This is a genomic window from Nostoc sp. 2RC, from assembly GCF_014222165.1.
Classification (GTDB): Bacteria; Cyanobacteriota; Cyanobacteriia; order Cyanobacteriales; family Nostocaceae; genus Nostoc; species Nostoc linckia.
The window spans coordinates 1-15,259 of the sequence record NZ_JACKZU010000192.1 but is presented as its reverse complement, the minus strand read 5'-3'; the positions used below and the strand labels follow the sequence as shown (position 1 = coordinate 15,259).

The 15,259-nt window shown below is 39.8% G+C and carries 16 protein-coding genes; 4 read left to right on the top strand and 12 right to left on the bottom strand.

The window, feature by feature from the left end:
* Nucleotides 1-146 precede the first annotated feature (146 nt).
* The gene (locus GNE10_RS20525; RefSeq protein ID WP_185566751.1) at nt 147-341 is read right to left on the bottom strand and encodes a heavy-metal-associated domain-containing protein; all 195 of its coding nucleotides are present in this window, start codon (nt 339-341) and stop codon (nt 147-149) included.
* Nucleotides 342-677: 336 nt separating this feature from the next.
* On the opposite strand from GNE10_RS20525, the gene GNE10_RS20520 reads away from it, so the two are divergent.
* Complete coding sequence (locus GNE10_RS20520; RefSeq protein WP_311774832.1) at nt 678-941, top strand: RtcB family protein; 264 nt, start codon at nt 678-680, stop codon at nt 939-941.
* A gap of 239 nt (nt 942-1,180) precedes the next feature.
* Here GNE10_RS20520 and GNE10_RS20515 read toward each other — a convergent pair whose 3' ends face one another.
* Nucleotides 1,181-2,092 (bottom strand): NAD(P)-dependent oxidoreductase, encoded by a 912-nt coding sequence (locus GNE10_RS20515; protein WP_185566750.1) that lies wholly within the window; start codon nt 2,090-2,092, stop codon nt 1,181-1,183.
* A 189-nt stretch (nt 2,093-2,281) separates the two neighbouring features.
* On the opposite strand from GNE10_RS20515, the gene GNE10_RS20510 reads away from it, so the two are divergent.
* The 3 genes from GNE10_RS20510 to GNE10_RS20500 are packed head-to-tail and all read left to right on the top strand — an operon-like array spanning nt 2,282 to nt 3,223.
* Entirely contained in the window at nt 2,282-2,728 is a 447-nt protein-coding gene (locus tag GNE10_RS20510) for a hypothetical protein (RefSeq protein WP_185566749.1), read from the top strand.
* The gene (locus GNE10_RS20505) at nt 2,725-3,030 is read left to right on the top strand and encodes a GNAT family N-acetyltransferase (protein ID WP_311774831.1); all 306 of its coding nucleotides are present in this window, start codon (nt 2,725-2,727) and stop codon (nt 3,028-3,030) included. Before GNE10_RS20510 ends, GNE10_RS20505 begins: the two co-directional genes overlap by 4 nt.
* Nucleotides 2,999-3,223 (top strand): hypothetical protein, encoded by a 225-nt coding sequence (locus GNE10_RS20500; RefSeq protein ID WP_185566753.1) that lies wholly within the window; start codon nt 2,999-3,001, stop codon nt 3,221-3,223. The genes GNE10_RS20505 and GNE10_RS20500 overlap by 32 nt, the downstream gene beginning before the upstream one ends.
* A gap of 35 nt (nt 3,224-3,258) precedes the next feature.
* On the opposite strand, the gene GNE10_RS20495 is transcribed toward GNE10_RS20500, so the two are convergent.
* The 10 genes from GNE10_RS20495 to GNE10_RS35485 all read right to left on the bottom strand — a co-directional run.
* Nucleotides 3,259-4,380: a glycosyltransferase family 4 protein gene (locus GNE10_RS20495; protein WP_185566748.1), complete on the bottom strand. Its 1,122-nt coding sequence runs from the start codon at nt 4,378-4,380 to the stop codon at nt 3,259-3,261.
* A gap of 156 nt (nt 4,381-4,536) precedes the next feature.
* Nucleotides 4,537-5,967, bottom strand: a complete 1,431-nt coding sequence (locus GNE10_RS20490; protein ID WP_185566747.1) for an O-antigen ligase domain-containing protein — start codon at nt 5,965-5,967, stop codon at nt 4,537-4,539.
* Between the two features lie 215 nt (nt 5,968-6,182).
* On the bottom strand, nt 6,183-7,130 hold the full coding sequence (locus tag GNE10_RS20485; RefSeq protein ID WP_185566746.1) for a glycosyltransferase family 2 protein: 948 nt from the start codon (nt 7,128-7,130) through the stop codon (nt 6,183-6,185).
* Entirely contained in the window at nt 7,048-8,250 is a 1,203-nt protein-coding gene (locus GNE10_RS20480; RefSeq protein ID WP_185566745.1) for a glycosyltransferase family 4 protein, read from the bottom strand. Before GNE10_RS20480 ends, GNE10_RS20485 begins: the two co-directional genes overlap by 83 nt.
* Nucleotides 8,251-8,361: 111 nt before the next feature.
* Nucleotides 8,362-9,345, bottom strand: coding sequence for a glycosyltransferase family 2 protein (locus GNE10_RS20475; protein ID WP_185566744.1), 984 nt, complete (start codon nt 9,343-9,345; stop codon nt 8,362-8,364).
* A 34-nt stretch (nt 9,346-9,379) separates the two neighbouring features.
* The gene (locus GNE10_RS20470) at nt 9,380-10,558 is read right to left on the bottom strand and encodes a glycosyltransferase family 4 protein (protein WP_185566743.1); all 1,179 of its coding nucleotides are present in this window, start codon (nt 10,556-10,558) and stop codon (nt 9,380-9,382) included.
* 64 nt (nt 10,559-10,622) lie between these two features.
* Nucleotides 10,623-11,462, bottom strand: coding sequence for a hypothetical protein (locus GNE10_RS20465; protein WP_185566742.1), 840 nt, complete (start codon nt 11,460-11,462; stop codon nt 10,623-10,625).
* 56 nt (nt 11,463-11,518) lie between these two features.
* Nucleotides 11,519-13,360, bottom strand: coding sequence for a heterocyst formation ABC transporter subunit HepA (gene hepA / locus GNE10_RS20460; protein ID WP_185566741.1), 1,842 nt, complete (start codon nt 13,358-13,360; stop codon nt 11,519-11,521).
* 219 nt (nt 13,361-13,579) lie between these two features.
* Nucleotides 13,580-14,296, bottom strand: a complete 717-nt coding sequence (hepC, locus tag GNE10_RS20455; protein WP_185566740.1) for a heterocyst development glycosyltransferase HepC — start codon at nt 14,294-14,296, stop codon at nt 13,580-13,582.
* A gap of 769 nt (nt 14,297-15,065) precedes the next feature.
* Nucleotides 15,066-15,259, bottom strand: a 194-nt coding sequence (locus tag GNE10_RS35485; protein ID WP_221642924.1) for a hypothetical protein, incomplete at its 5' end; no start/stop codon positions are given.

The following is a 15,259-nucleotide window of genomic DNA, read 5'->3' as shown; positions in this document are numbered from 1 at the left end:
GGGGCAAGGGGACACGGGGACACGGAGACACGGAGACGCAAAGACGCGGGGACACTCTTAAAGAAGAGGATAGAAGAACAAACGAAAAGACTTGTTGCAAGTTATCCCCTTTCCCCTTTCTCCTTTCCCCAGTCCCCAGTCCCGGTTTACGCCACTGGATAGCCAGCAGCAGCTAAGGCTTCCTTAATGGCTGTTTCTGATGCTTGAGTTTCTACGCTGACAAGCTTGGTTGTGGGATCGGCTTGAACGCTAGCATTGGCATCGATGGCCTGGAGTGCTTTGGTGATGGTGTTTGCACAAACAGAACAAGCCATGTTGGGAACTGTAAGTTGGAAAGTCATAGATTTACGGGATAAAATAAACAACCTCGCCACGCTGGATGACTGGGGCGTATACCTGACACCTGAGAAATTTCTCATTTCTGGCTGAGGAATCGCCTTGAATTTATCCTAGACTCTCCAGCTGGCTGGAGAGTCTAGAGATTTTTAAAAGTTTCAAAAATACAATATGCTACAGAAACAATTTGGCAAGTGTTAGACACGCATCTGGAGAATGTGTGTGGGGTGAACGAAATTTTGTGTGGGATTTCTAGCTAAGTATCCAAAAAATTATCCTCCACACTCCCCACACTCCCCACACTTCCCACACTCCCCACACCTTTTTTCGCTCACCCATGTGTGTGTCATGCTTGTGCTACGCCTGATTTTCATCCTGGTGATGCAGGGGTGGCCATTGGTTCAGTTGTAGAAACAGTGGGTCAGGTAATCCCCAGTGCTGTCGGTTCTGACATCAATTGTGGAATGCGTTTGCATGTAGCTGATTTGACAATTGACGAATTTCTCACCAAGCGCGACCAATTCGTAGAACGGATGAAGGGGGATTACTTCTTCGGTACGCGTGATGTAACGATGACTGCCCAAACAATGCAAGCCTGGTGTTGATGTTTAAGTTTTAACTATTGACCGTTAAGTAAGTCAACTTAATTAAACATAAAACAATGGTAGTGGCGTGACAAGTCTTAAATGTTGCAATAGATTTTATTGTAGGATGGGTGTCCTCACCCGTCCGGGCGGGCAGGATGCCCACCCCACAAGAGTTTACTAATGCACTATTTAAGTTTTGACACGCCACTACGTATGACGTTTTTTAGGTTGAGCTACTTAACAGTCAACAGTCAACATCAAATCCCATCCTTTAAAGTTTCTTGGGAAAGGGTAGTAACGATGTCTGGTAGGGGACGATCGCGATCGCTTTCTTCCGGTGTTTCCCTACCCAAAGATGTTTCTTTTACCAACCGATAAACATCGGCTGCACCTTGAAAAATCCGCTCTGTCAAATCTAAGGCTTGAAATGTGTCTGCAATCTCTTCCATTTCTCCCACCCATCGATGTGCTTTTGGTGTCATGGATGGTAAGGAACGAGTCAGTATTTTTGCTAATTCTGGTTGGCTGGTAGACACTTCATCCCACAGTTGTTGGTCTAAACCTAAGCGATGGGCTGCAATCAACAATTCTGTACCGATCGCTGTTAATCCTTTTGTCAGTGCTGCATAGCACATTTTTAACCCAGAAGCTTGACCAATTTCATCGCCAATTACCCGCACATCTAAACCATAATCTCGCAATTGTTCGAGTTCAATGGCCTGTTTTCCAGATGCATAGATGCGGGTGCGATTGGGAACCCGTGGAGGCGGGCCAATAATTGATGCATCGACAAATTGCCCGCCGTTGGATTCAATGATTTGGGCAACACTTTTAACTTTCTCTGGTGCGATCGCATTGGCATCAACATATAAAATACTCTTACCAACGCTACTTATTGCTTGGGCTACTTCTTCGGCTGCTTCTTTAGCGGCGGCGGGAACTAGCACTGACAACACCACATCGGATTCAATGACCAATTGCTTGAGGGAACCCACATCTTGGACATTGGCTGCGGCGGCTAATTGTCGAGTGCGTAGGCGTAGCCCGTCGTAGACATCGCTCCGGTCTTCCAAGGCAGCAATCGTCTTCAATCCATGTTGATTAAGCACCGCAGCGATGGCCTGCCCCATGTCTCCCGGACTTAAAATACCAACTGTTTGAATTTGCATGGCAGACTGTATTCCAAATTGTTACAAAAGAGTGCTGATGTGCTTCGTTTATCTAGGCACTCAGCACCCTTTGTTAGGCATAGGTTTGGAGATTGAGTTATGAGACAAAGTACGATAAATTGATTGGATTACCGTATTTTATCTTTATAGCAACTTATCACAAATTGTTCTTACGAAGCAAGTTATCGAATGACTCAAAAAACAGAAGTATATAGATTTACCCTAGCTTTTGTTGCTGGCTTTGTGGCAGTCTTGGTATTTCACCAAGGTTTACTGGCGCTGCTACATGCAATTAATTTTGCTCAACGTCCAGCCTATCAAATTACACCCACACAACCTTTTGGTGTACCGCAATTACTCTCAAGTGCTTTTTGGGGAGGAATTTGGGGTTTAGTTTGGGCAGGGATTACAGTACGTTGGCAAGTAAACAAAAATTATTGGTTAGCAGCGCTAATATTTGGTGCTATTGCACCGACATTGATTGCCTGGTTTATTGTTGCACCATTGAAAGGTCAGCCCATAGCAGGCGGTTGGAAACCAGCAGTGATGATTACAGGTATACTACTTAATGGTGTTTGGGGATTGGGAACAGCTTTATTCTTTAGTTGGTTTGCTAAAAGACAAGTATTACAGTGAAAGCGACAATCAGACTAGCCGATGAAAACGATGCATCACAAATGCTGGAAATTTATGCACCGATTGTCCAAGAAACTACAATTTCCTTTGAATTAGAACCGCCAAGCGAAACAGAGTTTCAAAACCGGATTCAGAGCTATCAACAAAAAATGCCTTGGCTAGTTTGCGAAATTAATGGTCAACTTGCAGGCTACGCTTATGCTAGTCCTTATCGTACCCGTGCCGCTTATCAATGGTTGTTGTGCAACGTTGTATACTTCGGTCAGTCTATTGATTCGTTTCACATCTCCAACAGAGTCTAGAGAATCGGTGCGATCGCGGTCTAGCCAGACTCCCAATAATCCAGCATTCCTAGCTGCGATGGCATCTAGTTCTAGATTATCATTATTAAATCTTGCAAGACAAGCTAGGACGTGCCCCGTCCAAAGTAACGCTGTAGGAGTCCGAATCACTACGCTAGTTGGCGCAAGCCTGCTAGAGCAAATTTTGACGTAGATTACAGAATCTCCGTGGCTTTAGCCCGGAGAGTGTCAAGAAACACTTGGTATTAGAGAGCGAACGGTATTGATAAAGTTTTGAGCATAACTATGGGTTGAAAAATCTAGGGCGCGTTGCCTAGCGGCTATTCCTGCACTTTGGGCGAATTCTTGCTCGTTAAGATAACGGAGAATAGCGATCGCTAATTTATCCGCATCGCCGTAAGGTGTTAATAATCCATTAATTCCATCTGTAATAATCTCTGTTGGCCCGCCTGCATCCCCAGCAATTACAGGTTTACCCAGGGCCATCGCTTCAATAATCACAATGCCAAAGGGTTCTTTATCAGATGCATGGACAAATACATCCATCGCCTGTACCCACTCTGGAATATTGCGCTGTAACCCAGCCATAATTACTTGTTCTTTTAAACCTAAAGCGGCGATTTCTGCTGTTAAAAAGTCCTCATAATCTGGTTCAAAATCGTGCTTACCGCCGACTATTACACAATGGGCATCGGGATACTGTTGTAAAATTTTCGGCATTGCTTGTACTAATACATGCATTCCCTTCCATCGTTGCAATCGTCCGACAATTCCAATCAATGGCCCGTGTAGAGGTAAGCCCAACTTTCGCCGTGCTTCTTCAGGAGAAGGTAAAGCATCGGGCTGAAATCTGTCTAGCGCCACACCAGGATACACCAACGGTGTGGGTCTGTGCGGCCAAATTTCGGCTTGTGCTTGCTTACCATCTTGGGAGAGGGTAATAATTGCCCGCGCTGGAATTAAAGTGGCAAGTCGCACTAACAAAGGCTTATCACTGGGTACTTCTAGCTGATACCACACAGCAGGTAACCCCGCCAACATCGCCGCTAAACCTCCGGATATGTGCGTTATCCACATCCAATTGACAATTATATCTGCATTTTCCTGGCGGGCAATGGCAGCTATCCGCCAAACAGCAGCAACAAAACGGTGAATTTGGCGCAAACGTCCAATTTCTACAATTCGTGTGTCGATACCAAGGGATTTTACTTGTTCTACCATTGGGCCGTTTTCTAAAAATATTACTAGCCACTCCACGCCAGCATTACGTCCCTGCTGCATCAAATCCCAAAGCATCATTTCACCGCCGCCTCGTTGTTCGGCTAATGGCATTACAATAATTGCTTTCATAATTTTAATTTGTTGAGTAAAGGTGAATGTAGGGAGAGAATTAGGGAGCATCCCCAATGTTTGAATTTTTAAACGCATAGGCGCTTTGCCTTCCCGCAGGGTAGGAACGCAAAGGATTAATTGAGAGTTGTTTTGTGTTTTGAAAAAATTGAAAGGTCAAAATTTTTGTTGATGAACATAATATTTATGTCCTGCCATCGCCATTGCTAAAAATCCCCAGAGAATCATGCCGGCTACGCTCAACATGCCGCTACCAATAATTAGTTGTGTTGCAGAACTAATACCAATGGCGCGGGCAGCGCTGATAAAACTATCAAAACGGCCTTCACTATATTTACTAACATTAATAATTAATAAAATTAATCCACCCATATAAAATATAGCTCCAAACCAACCAAGGGTAAAAAACATATCTAGAATGCCACTGTCAATTACTACTACTTCGATTTGTCCGGTTTTTTCGTTGACTTTCCAAATATTTCCTAATCCGTTACCTAAAGCGTTAGAAAGAGCTAAACTCAGGTTTTTGTCGTAACTTTGGGATCTATCTCTAAAACTATTATCTTCTTCGAGGTTGGAAAAAGTTTGCAACCGCTCTGACACAACCCCAGAAATTGGCTCGATGGTTGTTAATGGTACAACACAAATTGCCATGACGACAATTATGGTGATTAAGCGCATTTGAATCCGGGTTTTCACTGAACCCACAATCATAATTATTCCCAATAACCAGCCGCCCCAATTTGTCCGTGCTTGTGTCAATAAAAAGGATAAATAACCAACGGCTGAAGCTGGGAAAATTAAACTTCCAGAAGTGGTAAATAATAATAATAATCCAGCTTGCATCACGGAACCAAAGGGGCCGACTGAGTGTAATGTACTCCAAACACGCATTCCAAAAGGTACCGGATTACCAGCACTCATGAATAGTTTTGATTCTATGAGCCAGTATCTATCCCACTCAGGAGCAACAACGAATTGGTATACGCCATAAGCTCCTAAAATTAACACACACCACAGGAATATTCGCTGAAAATTTTGGCGATAGCTAGGATAATCTCGCCAGTTAATAAATAAGTGAAAAGCAAAAATAATTGGCCCTAGCCAATCTAATAAACCGCGTGCTACGGGAACTGGTGCGTTGTAAATTAAACCTACTAAAAAACCGTAGAAGACTCCGATAAAAGCTAAAATAAACGGCAAGCCACCTTGGTAATAGGCACTTTTAAACCGTCGCAAGAAAGTTGCAATGGTGACAAACACCACCAAGTATGGTGCTATTAGCATTTGGCGCGTAGGATCCCAGCCCACTCGATAATCCACTAGGCGGGTGGCTAAGGGTGTGAGAAAGCATATCCACCAAGTAAAACCGATGTAGAGAATGGGATGGCGCAAGTATAAAAACACAGCTACTACTAAAGCTGTCACCGGATAAATGAGGCGTAATGCAGCAGTAGCACCAGCAAAATAGCAAACTATAGTTAATAGGAGAAAGCCAGCGATCGCTATCCAACCCTGTGGCGATCGCTCCTCAGGAGAATAGCTTTCTTGTGAAAAACTATTATAAAGTATCTGCTTGGAAATCATTCAATTTTGGATTTATATATCAGAAGTCAGGAGTCAGAATTTAGGAATCAGAATTCAGGAGTCAGAATTCAGGAGTCAAAAGTAAAATCAGCTTTAGTTTTAGCTTATAGATTTATACCAATTAACTCAAATGTTGTATGATTTTTTCATTGGTATTAAATTGGATATTGGCGAAATTTCAAATCTATGACAAATAAATTTGGCAAACATATTCTTTAATTCTGAATTCTGAATTCTGAATTCTGAATTCTAAATTCTCTATATCCTTGCCAACGTCCCCGCCAAGATGCCAACAATTTTTTACTTGCCAAATGTCCTTGTTTGGGTAAAAATCGCAGCCATTGTATTAAGCCAAAACTATCGCAGGTTCCAATTAAGATTGCCCAGAATAAAAATATAATCCTGCGGATAAATGATAGATGTTCTAATAAAACTAAGGTTTCATTATGAACTAAATTAATCAAGGCAATTTCATTAAAGTTGTTTCGCTGGTCTTCATCAAAACGTTGTGCTGGGTAGTGTTCTACAGCAACCTTAGGGTCGTAAATTATCTTCCAACCAGCTCGCTTTAATGCTAGGGTGAATGCCATTTCAAAGTGTACTTGCGCTCCTGTACCCCGCATTCGTTGGTCAAAGCGCAATTGTCCGATGGCTTGTTTGCGAAAACTCATGTTTACGCCTTTGAGAACATCGACTTCGCGGGGTTCTCCGACTCCCAGATGATGGTTACCTATTACGCGTCCAAACCACTGCAAACGACCAACCACCAAGCGGGATTCGTTTTCTAATTTTTCACCGTGGTGTATCCAATCGCGTCCACCAAGACCGCCAAGACTACTGTCACCAGCAAAGTAAGCGGCGATGCGTTCTAACCAATCGGGATGGGGTGCAGCATCATCATCAGTAATGGAAACAATATCGCCCTGCACTTGTTGGAGTCCGGCGTTGAGGGCTGCTACTACTCCCGGTTGTGTGACTTTCACTGTTTGTAGTGGCAAGTTGTCTGCTTTGAATTGGCTAAGAAATTCCCAAGTTTGTGCATCCGTGTCGCGGACAACTACTATCACCTGATGGACTGGTTTAGTTTGCTCCTGTAGCGCCAAAAGGCAGTGTGATAGGTCTTGTGGACGGCGATAAGTCGGTATCAGAACAGTGTTCCGCATTTTTGCTTAACTCCTCGAATAGATCCACATAAGTTTGTGCCATAGTATTCCAGCTGTGTTGTTCTGCCACAGAACGGGCAGCGTGACTCATTTGTTGCATCAGGGATTGTTCCCTGGTTAAGGACATCAATGCTGTTGCCAATGCGTCGATATCATCCGAGTCTGGTAAGACGATGCCGCATTCTGGTGTGACTAACTCTGCACCCCCGGTAGCTGTGGCAGTAATTACTGGCAATCCTGAAGCCAGTGCTTCTAACAATACCAAGCTGCAAGCTTCATATCGGGAAGGAAAAATAAATAAATCCACTGACCGCATAATTTCGGGGATATCACGGCGAAATCCGACAAAATGCACGCGTTCATTTAACCCCAAAGAAGCCGCTAATTGGGGAAAGGGACTACCTTCGATGTGACCCACCACTACCAGATGTAAATCAGGAACTTGAGTTAAGGCGTGCAAAACTGTATCTAAATTCTTCCTGGGTGTGCGGATGTCTCCGGCGAACAGTGCGAGGGTGACATTTTCTGGTAAACCTAATTTTTGGCGGTCGCTTTCACCAGGGGTAAACTCTTCTAGGTCTACGCCATTAACAATTACCCGGATGCGAGAACGAGGAACACCAATATTAATTAATTCCTGGGCTACTTTTTCTGATACAGCGACAACAACCTTAGCTTTTTGAAAAGCTTGTTTTTCCCAACGGGCATTAAAAGCAGTAAATAGCCACTGATATAAACCATATAAATCTCGGCGATTGCGAGAAATATGCACTGGCGATCGCAACCACGAACTATGTACAAAATGTACAGCATTCACATCAGCAGCAGCCATATTAATCGCGCCATTAATTTTGATTAAATCAATGTTTGAGCGATGTTGACGCAACCAATTTGCACTTTTTTGAGCAAAGATAAAATTACGTATAAATTCTGTGGGATAGCCTTTAACTGGAATTTTAATCCAATTAACTTGAGTATTATCTTCTAATTCCGGTGCAATTTCACTTGCTAATAATGTGAGGTGATGACCGCGACGGATTGCTTCATTAGCAACTTCGTAGTTGACTCTGCCTTGACCATCGCCTTTTTTGATTTTATGAGTAACAATACAAATTTTCATACACTGCCTTATTGAAGAGAAAAAGCTCACACCAAAGCACGAAATAATAAATAATCTTCTTTCTTTCTCTGTGTCCTCTGCGTCTCTGTGGTTCGTCAGAAAATATCTATATTATTTCGATAATCCTATTAACTTACTTGTAAAAAATCGTGGAGTAAAACTCAAAGTCAGCGCCGCCAGAGTTCGCAAATTAAATTTTTGTTTTTTCAACGCCTGCCAAAAATAAGGACGTGCTGCGGCTACATCTTCACTTCGTAACAAACCAATTCCCAATGTGGTATTTGCTTCCAACCATTTTTGTTGAAAGTGCGTTCTAAATTCTTTTAGACGACTATCTTCCATAAACACTTGATAACAAAACATTTCGCTTTTAGCTTTGCGAATTTTTGCTTGTACATCTCGACTACCACTAAGCATGGTATCAGTTTGTTCGTGGGCGCGATATCTAGTCAATCTTTCTGGAGAATAGTAAGCACCACCACCAGATATACAACAAAGATAAGTTAAATATAAATCCCACATTCCACCAACTTCTGAGGGAATACTATCCCAATCAATAAAGTGATTGCGAATTACACAAGATGCAGCAGTGGGTATACTTTTATCTATTAACCCAATTTTAGAGAAAGATTGATGAATACCTGGTGTGAGTAAATCGCGTTTGAAACCACGTGTATTTTCTTCAGTTCCAATATCATTAATGATGCCATTTGCATCTATTATATATTGGTCGCAAAAAGCCAGAATTAAGTCGGGGTTTTCTTCTAATGGTGGTACAAGCTTTGCTAAAAAATCTTGATTCCATACATCATCGTCATGCAAGCTAGCAACATATTTACCCTGCGCCATTTTAAAAGCGTGTTGCTGATTAGCAAGCATACCCACATTTTTCTTGTGTCGCCAAAAGCGAATCCGGGAATCATTAAAAGATTCGATAATAACTTGGGGATTTTCTGGACTACAATTATCAGAAACAATAATTTCAATGTTTTGATAAGTTTGTTGAACAGCGCTAGCGATCGCTTGCTGAAGATACTCTGGTCTATTATAAGTAGGGATGACAACGCTGACTAATGGTTGTTGATGCAATGACATATTTTTCTCCATCAGTTTATTGAGGGATTTGATATTATTTTTTTCCTGGATATTCAAATTCCGCTATTGTTTTTGCATAGATTGTTCGTAGATTATTTACATGACGATTCATTGTAAATTCTCTCATCAACAAAGCATGACCTTGTTTGCCCATTTCCAGGCTTTTTTGATAATCTGTAGACAAATAATTAATCGCTTGGGCAAGTTTTTTAATATCATTACCAGGGACAAGAATACCCGTTTCTCCATCTCGTAAATGTTCGGGAATTCCTCCCACTGCACTACCAATTACAGGACGATAACGCGCATAGGCTTCTAGGGTTACAAGACCGGCTGGTTCAGGCCAAACACTGGGAAAGATGACAGCAAAACACTGTTGATAAAGCTGATTTATTTTATGGCGATCGCACCAACCATGCCAAGTAATGCGGTGATTCAATCCCAAGGTAGTTGCTAATTTTTCTAAGCGCGGTCGTTCCCAGCCTTCACCTGCAATGTCAAGGTGAATTTGCGGCTTTGTATGTATTAAGGTTTTAATCAACCATTCCAAACCTTTATCAGAAACAATCCGACCAACAAATAAAATTCTTTGATTTTGGTGGACTTCTAAACTTAAGGGTGCGGTTGGTGTTTGTGGGAGAGAGATACCACAGTGTACTGTTACAGTTTGTTCGGCTGGTATGCCATTTTTAATTAACTGTTGACGTACATATTCGCTATTAGCAATAAAAGTAACTTTTATTTTTTTTAAGATATCTAAAAAATGCTGAGTTCCTTGAATTTCTCTAACAGTTCTTAAAGGTTTACGACTACCACATTTATCTACTAATTTACCCCAGGTACATCCCAGATAAGAGAAGTTACGATGGCAAATTGTTTGCTGTCCAGCTAAATATTTTGTTCCGCTAGGACAATACAGTGAGTGATTATGAACGCTGAATATTGTAGGACATTGACCTGTAACGTGCAATAGTAAATCTGGGCTGTGGAGATGTAGTAATTTAAACTGGCTTTGGTCAACATTTTTCAGTGATTTGATGACGCGATCGCTAATATCAGGGGAACGATGTTCAAATAAAGCCGCTAAATAAGTTTCAACACCTCCACCTTCACCAACCTCAAAATTTGAACATTGGTAAATCAGATTTTCTGCAAAAATTTCTCCAGGCAATTTTTGGGATTTTTGCTGTAATTTATGAATGATTTTAGACATTAATTACTAGTGATTGCTATGAATTTAATTACTTGTATATATGAGCAATAAATATTTGATTCATTTATCCGCCTACATGAAACCAAAGTTTATGTCTGACATCATTTACATAATGTCGTAGAGCAATGTGTTTACTTGCAGATTTATCTCCATAAATAAATTGATCTTCTACATTCAAAACATATTTTTTTGAACATAGAGGCTGAGCGTGATTAAAATGCATTGTCAAATGTACGATTGTTTGTTCGGTAAAATAACTAGGATATTCTTGCAGATTTGCTAAACGCTCAATGGCAAAAGTCCAATCAAGTTCATGCCTAAATAAGATAAATCCACCATTCACTGGATTTAACTTTTCAGAATCATCATAGATAATTCGTTCGTCCAGTGATACAGAACAATCAGGTAGATAAAGAGAGTATTTGTTGTCAGAGTTGCTTAAATTTATTAAGTCTACACCGCCGGGGAAAAATAAAATATCTGAATCAGTGTAAATTGTAGTTCCATCAATAGGAATTGACATTAATGCCGATAATTTTTTCCCCATTGGATGTAGTTTGGCATAATCAAGAACGCATTGAGGTAAATCTATTTTCACGAAGTTTTGTAAAAGTACAACCTCGACGCAAGGATGGATGCGGCGGAGTAAATTACAACTAGATTCAGTGTAACTCCCATCAGAAATCACTGTAAATTTATTTGGAATACCGACATAACGAATGAATGAGCGAATACTTGCTACTTGTTCTGGTAAGTCCCGTTCGCATGATAAGGCATAGATATTTATTGGAGCTTGCCGAGTTTGTTTTATCGGGATACTAACAATTTCAGAAACAGCCGCTTTATATAAAGAACGAACAAATTTACCCTGCATTTTAGCAGTGTGATAGCCAAGATTTATCATTGATTTTCCTCGTTAAAACTACAAATAATACTCAGGATTCAGAAATAAATTGCAAATTAGGAATTATAGTATTGCATCTGATGATATTCCCAAAGCTTGCCATGACGTGCGAGTAATTCTTCATATTTGCCTTGTTCTACTATGCGTCCGGCTTCCAGAACTACGACTTTATCAGCTTTAGAAATAGTAGAAAGACGGTGAGCGATCGCAATTACTGTTTTGCCAACAGATAGCTTTTCTAATGAGTCTTGAATTAAGCGTTCCGATACAGAATCTAAGGCGCTAGTTGCTTCATCTAAAATCAAAATTTCTGGGTTACGTAGTAAGGCACGGGCTATGGCGATTCGCTGTCTTTGTCCTCCAGATAATCTCACACCCCTATCTCCTAATTGGGTATTAAAACCTTGGGGCATTTCTAAAATAAATTCCAGTGCATTGGCTAATTTCGCAGCTTCTTGAATTTCATCATTGGTAGCTTCTGGAGTTCCATAAGCAATATTTTGCCAAACACTTGTATTGAAAATAAAAGTATCCTGACTAACAACTGCTATCTTGGAACGTAGAGAGTTAATTTCAAACAATCTGATATCAGTTTCATCGATGTAAATATTTCCCTCTGTAGGATTATAAAATCGAGGAATTAAATCAGCCAGGGTTGTTTTACCAGCCCCAGAAGCTCCGACTAATGCCGTCATTTTTCCCTTTTCAATGGTTAGGGTAATATTATGCAGCACTATATTTTCATCGTCATAGCCAAAATCTACACATACTAAATTGATTGAGTTTTTTAAGCCTTGAAATTTAATATGTCCATTCTGAAAATAATTTTTATCGTCAGTTCTCAGCAGATTATTAATGTTGTTTGCAGAGCCATGTAAAGTACTGAGAAATGCTCTCGTGCCATTAATATCTTGAACAAATGGGATAAAACGAAATAGCACAAAGAAAAACGTTAGTAAAGAAGCAACTTGTAATGTGCCATTACTAACCAGACTAGTGAATGCCAAAATAATCATTCCCACCAATACCGTAGTAGCTACGCCTTCGGCAATTGGTTTAACGAGTGTCCAAGTAAAGACTATTTTAGTTGTAGTACTTACTACTTTATCGCTGGCTTTATAGTAACGTTGACGCTCAAATTCTTGAGTACCATAGGAGTGAACAGTGCGAATACCATTAATGAATTCTACGGCTGTAGATGTAAAATTAGAATTGGCATTTGTCACACCAAAACTTGATTCTCTAACTCTGGCATTTAAATTAGATAATCCCACACCTAAAAGTGTGAATAATAATGCTGAAATCAAAGTTAATTGCCATGAAATTAAAAACATTGATATGAGATAAACAACAGTTGTTATCCCTCTAGTAAATAAAAAAGCTGCGGCACTAAAACCTTGTCTAATTCTGTCAATTTCTGTGGTAATTGTGTTAATTATTTCTCCAGAACGAGTTTGAGCAAAGTAACTTAGGGATAAGGCTTGTAACTGTTCAAAGATTTGCTTACGTAAGCGATCTGCAAGATGTACTTGAGATAATTCTGTGTAGACTTGGGAAAAGTAATTAAAGGTAGCACGTAACCAAGTACTCAATAAAATTAATAAGGATATACGATACAGCCGATTAATTGCTGATGTTTGACTTCCCAAAATCCAAATATCAAATAAATCTATTCCTGTGCGAACAGGTTGAGCGTTAGGGCTAGTTAAGCTTTGCAAAAATGAAAGTAAAAAGCCAATACTCACACCTTCAAACGCTGCGGCTAAAATTGAAAATACTAAAGCCGAAATTGCAATTTTACGGAATTTTTTAATTTCTCGTAATATCAAATAATTGTCTTGCCAAAATTTAGTAGATTTTAGCAGATTGCTGATTGTTTGGGGAAATTTCAAAAGCATGGATTTTTGTAACGATAATTTTGCATTGAGAGAGAATTCAGGAGTCAGGAGTCAGAATTCAGGAGTCAGAATTCAGGAGTCAGAATTCAGAATTCAGGAGTTTGGAGGTAGGAGTCAGAATTCAGAATATTGGTTAGTTAACAGGTGATAAAACTCTTCCAATCAGATGTCAAATGTATCTGAGTTTTATATTCTGAATTCTGGAGATTAAATTATTAACTACCGTACAGATAAATTTCTGAATTCTGTATTTTGGATTCTGAATTCTTCTGTAACTAGTCGGGTGACATCTGCTAATGTCCAACAGCGAGATCCTATCAAACTCATATCACCGCGCAGTACATTAAATAATAATGGCAGATTGTTGAGGTTGTATTTATGCATCCAGCGACCTAGCAGTGTGATGTTGTGGTTTGGTGTCGTAGAAAATTTAACTGCTCGAAAAAGTCTACCTTTTTCTCCAACGCGCCATTCATAGCAAAAAAGTGATTCTGGCGAATAAAATTGCAACAGTACAATCAATCCCAGGATAACTGGAGTGAGGAATAAGAGCAATGAAAAAGCAACAATCCAATCAATGATGCGCTGTAACCATCTCAGGTTTTGATTATTTTGTTTTAGCTGTTTATTGCTTGGGGATATGCGTAAGAATATTGGCTTATGAGCTTGTTCGCAAGCATCAGCCCAAAACTGTAGCAAATCTTCACCCAATTTTGCATCTATGCTGACTAAATTTATAGGAGAATGTTTTAAGCATTCTACTAGCGATCGCTGATTATTTAATGAAGGCAAATATGATAATTTAACTCGTCCTTGCGGCTTCACCAACAGTTTACTCCGTCGCCACAGTAATGTGTAAGATTTAGAGTAACAATCTTCATGTTGCTGAGTTACATCATAGAAATTCTCTAGACTGGTAATTATTGAAGTTGTCATGATGTCTTTGGATTTATACAAGAGTGAATTGCTGAAGCGAGGCGTTATGAAAAACTATCAAGCTAATTTTTAGTTCTGTGAAAGATAGTCATTTACAGCAAGAAACAGGCAAGAGATTTGCAAGTTTTTTGGTGTCATCAACCATAGCAATCCTATTTCAGTTGTGAAAAATATCGAGTGTTGACTGTTGACTGCTCACTGTTAACGGTCAACAAACCTAATATGTAATGTTTCACAAATTATTTTGCATTGCTATATGCTTCACTTGCCATATATGTAATAATTCAGGAGTCAGCATTCAAAATCCAGAATAATTATAAAATTAACTGTGTGAGTAATTCTTGATTTTAAAACAAAGCTAACTATAAAGATAATGCTCTGACACCTGATGTTTAATTACAAACAAAATGGAAATAGAGATTATTCGGTAATGGCGATTAAAGTAACTGATATTGCGATAGATGTGTAGAGAAAATTACCGTAAAAATTCAGGAATCAGGAGTCACAATTCAGAATCATAGTCTCATAGTATTGGCGATCAAACCCTAATAAATTATGACTTCTGGATTCTGTATTCTGTATTCTGACCAATTACCTTTGAATCTCTATTGATGTTTAATGATGTTGGGGTTTTGCTGATGTGGATAAATTTAACAAAGCTAGTTCACTCTTGTGTTTTATCTGTTTGAAAGTGCTTTAATCTCTAGAATATAAGACTCTTTAAAAATAGCGATCGCTCAAATAAATTCTTTATTTAGTCTTTACCTATTCAGTGATTTCTCGGAAAACTGATAAAGATAGCATAAATATAGCGGATTTTTCCTGATAGTAATAAATCGAAATTTAATAACTTTTGATACATTTTAGGGTAGCAAAACTGTGCTACCCCACCGTCAATACGGTTCGGATAAGCAGCATGAACTTCCCCTTTCCCTTTCCCCCTTCCCCCTTTACCCTTTACCC

What these genes read in the sequence shown, in the direction of transcription:
- hepA (WP_185566741.1), bottom strand. Translation starts at nt 13,360, where the DNA reads ATGCTTTTGAAATTTCCCCAAACAATCAGCAATCTGCTAAAATCTACT.
- GNE10_RS20510 (WP_185566749.1), top strand. Translation starts at nt 2,282, where the DNA reads ATGACTCAAAAAACAGAAGTATATAGATTTACCCTAGCTTTTGTTGCT.
- hepC (WP_185566740.1), bottom strand. Translation starts at nt 14,296, where the DNA reads ATGACAACTTCAATAATTACCAGTCTAGAGAATTTCTATGATGTAACT.
- GNE10_RS20470 (WP_185566743.1), bottom strand. Translation starts at nt 10,558, where the DNA reads ATGTCTAAAATCATTCATAAATTACAGCAAAAATCCCAAAAATTGCCT.
- GNE10_RS20525 (WP_185566751.1), bottom strand. Translation starts at nt 341, where the DNA reads ATGACTTTCCAACTTACAGTTCCCAACATGGCTTGTTCTGTTTGTGCA.
- GNE10_RS20485 (WP_185566746.1), bottom strand. Translation starts at nt 7,130, where the DNA reads ATGCGGAACACTGTTCTGATACCGACTTATCGCCGTCCACAAGACCTA.
- GNE10_RS20495 (WP_185566748.1), bottom strand. Translation starts at nt 4,380, where the DNA reads ATGAAAGCAATTATTGTAATGCCATTAGCCGAACAACGAGGCGGCGGT.
- GNE10_RS20465 (WP_185566742.1), bottom strand. Translation starts at nt 11,462, where the DNA reads ATGATAAATCTTGGCTATCACACTGCTAAAATGCAGGGTAAATTTGTT.
- GNE10_RS20475 (WP_185566744.1), bottom strand. Translation starts at nt 9,345, where the DNA reads ATGTCATTGCATCAACAACCATTAGTCAGCGTTGTCATCCCTACTTAT.
- GNE10_RS20515 (WP_185566750.1), bottom strand. Translation starts at nt 2,092, where the DNA reads ATGCAAATTCAAACAGTTGGTATTTTAAGTCCGGGAGACATGGGGCAG.
- GNE10_RS20490 (WP_185566747.1), bottom strand. Translation starts at nt 5,967, where the DNA reads ATGATTTCCAAGCAGATACTTTATAATAGTTTTTCACAAGAAAGCTAT.
- GNE10_RS20480 (WP_185566745.1), bottom strand. Translation starts at nt 8,250, where the DNA reads ATGAAAATTTGTATTGTTACTCATAAAATCAAAAAAGGCGATGGTCAA.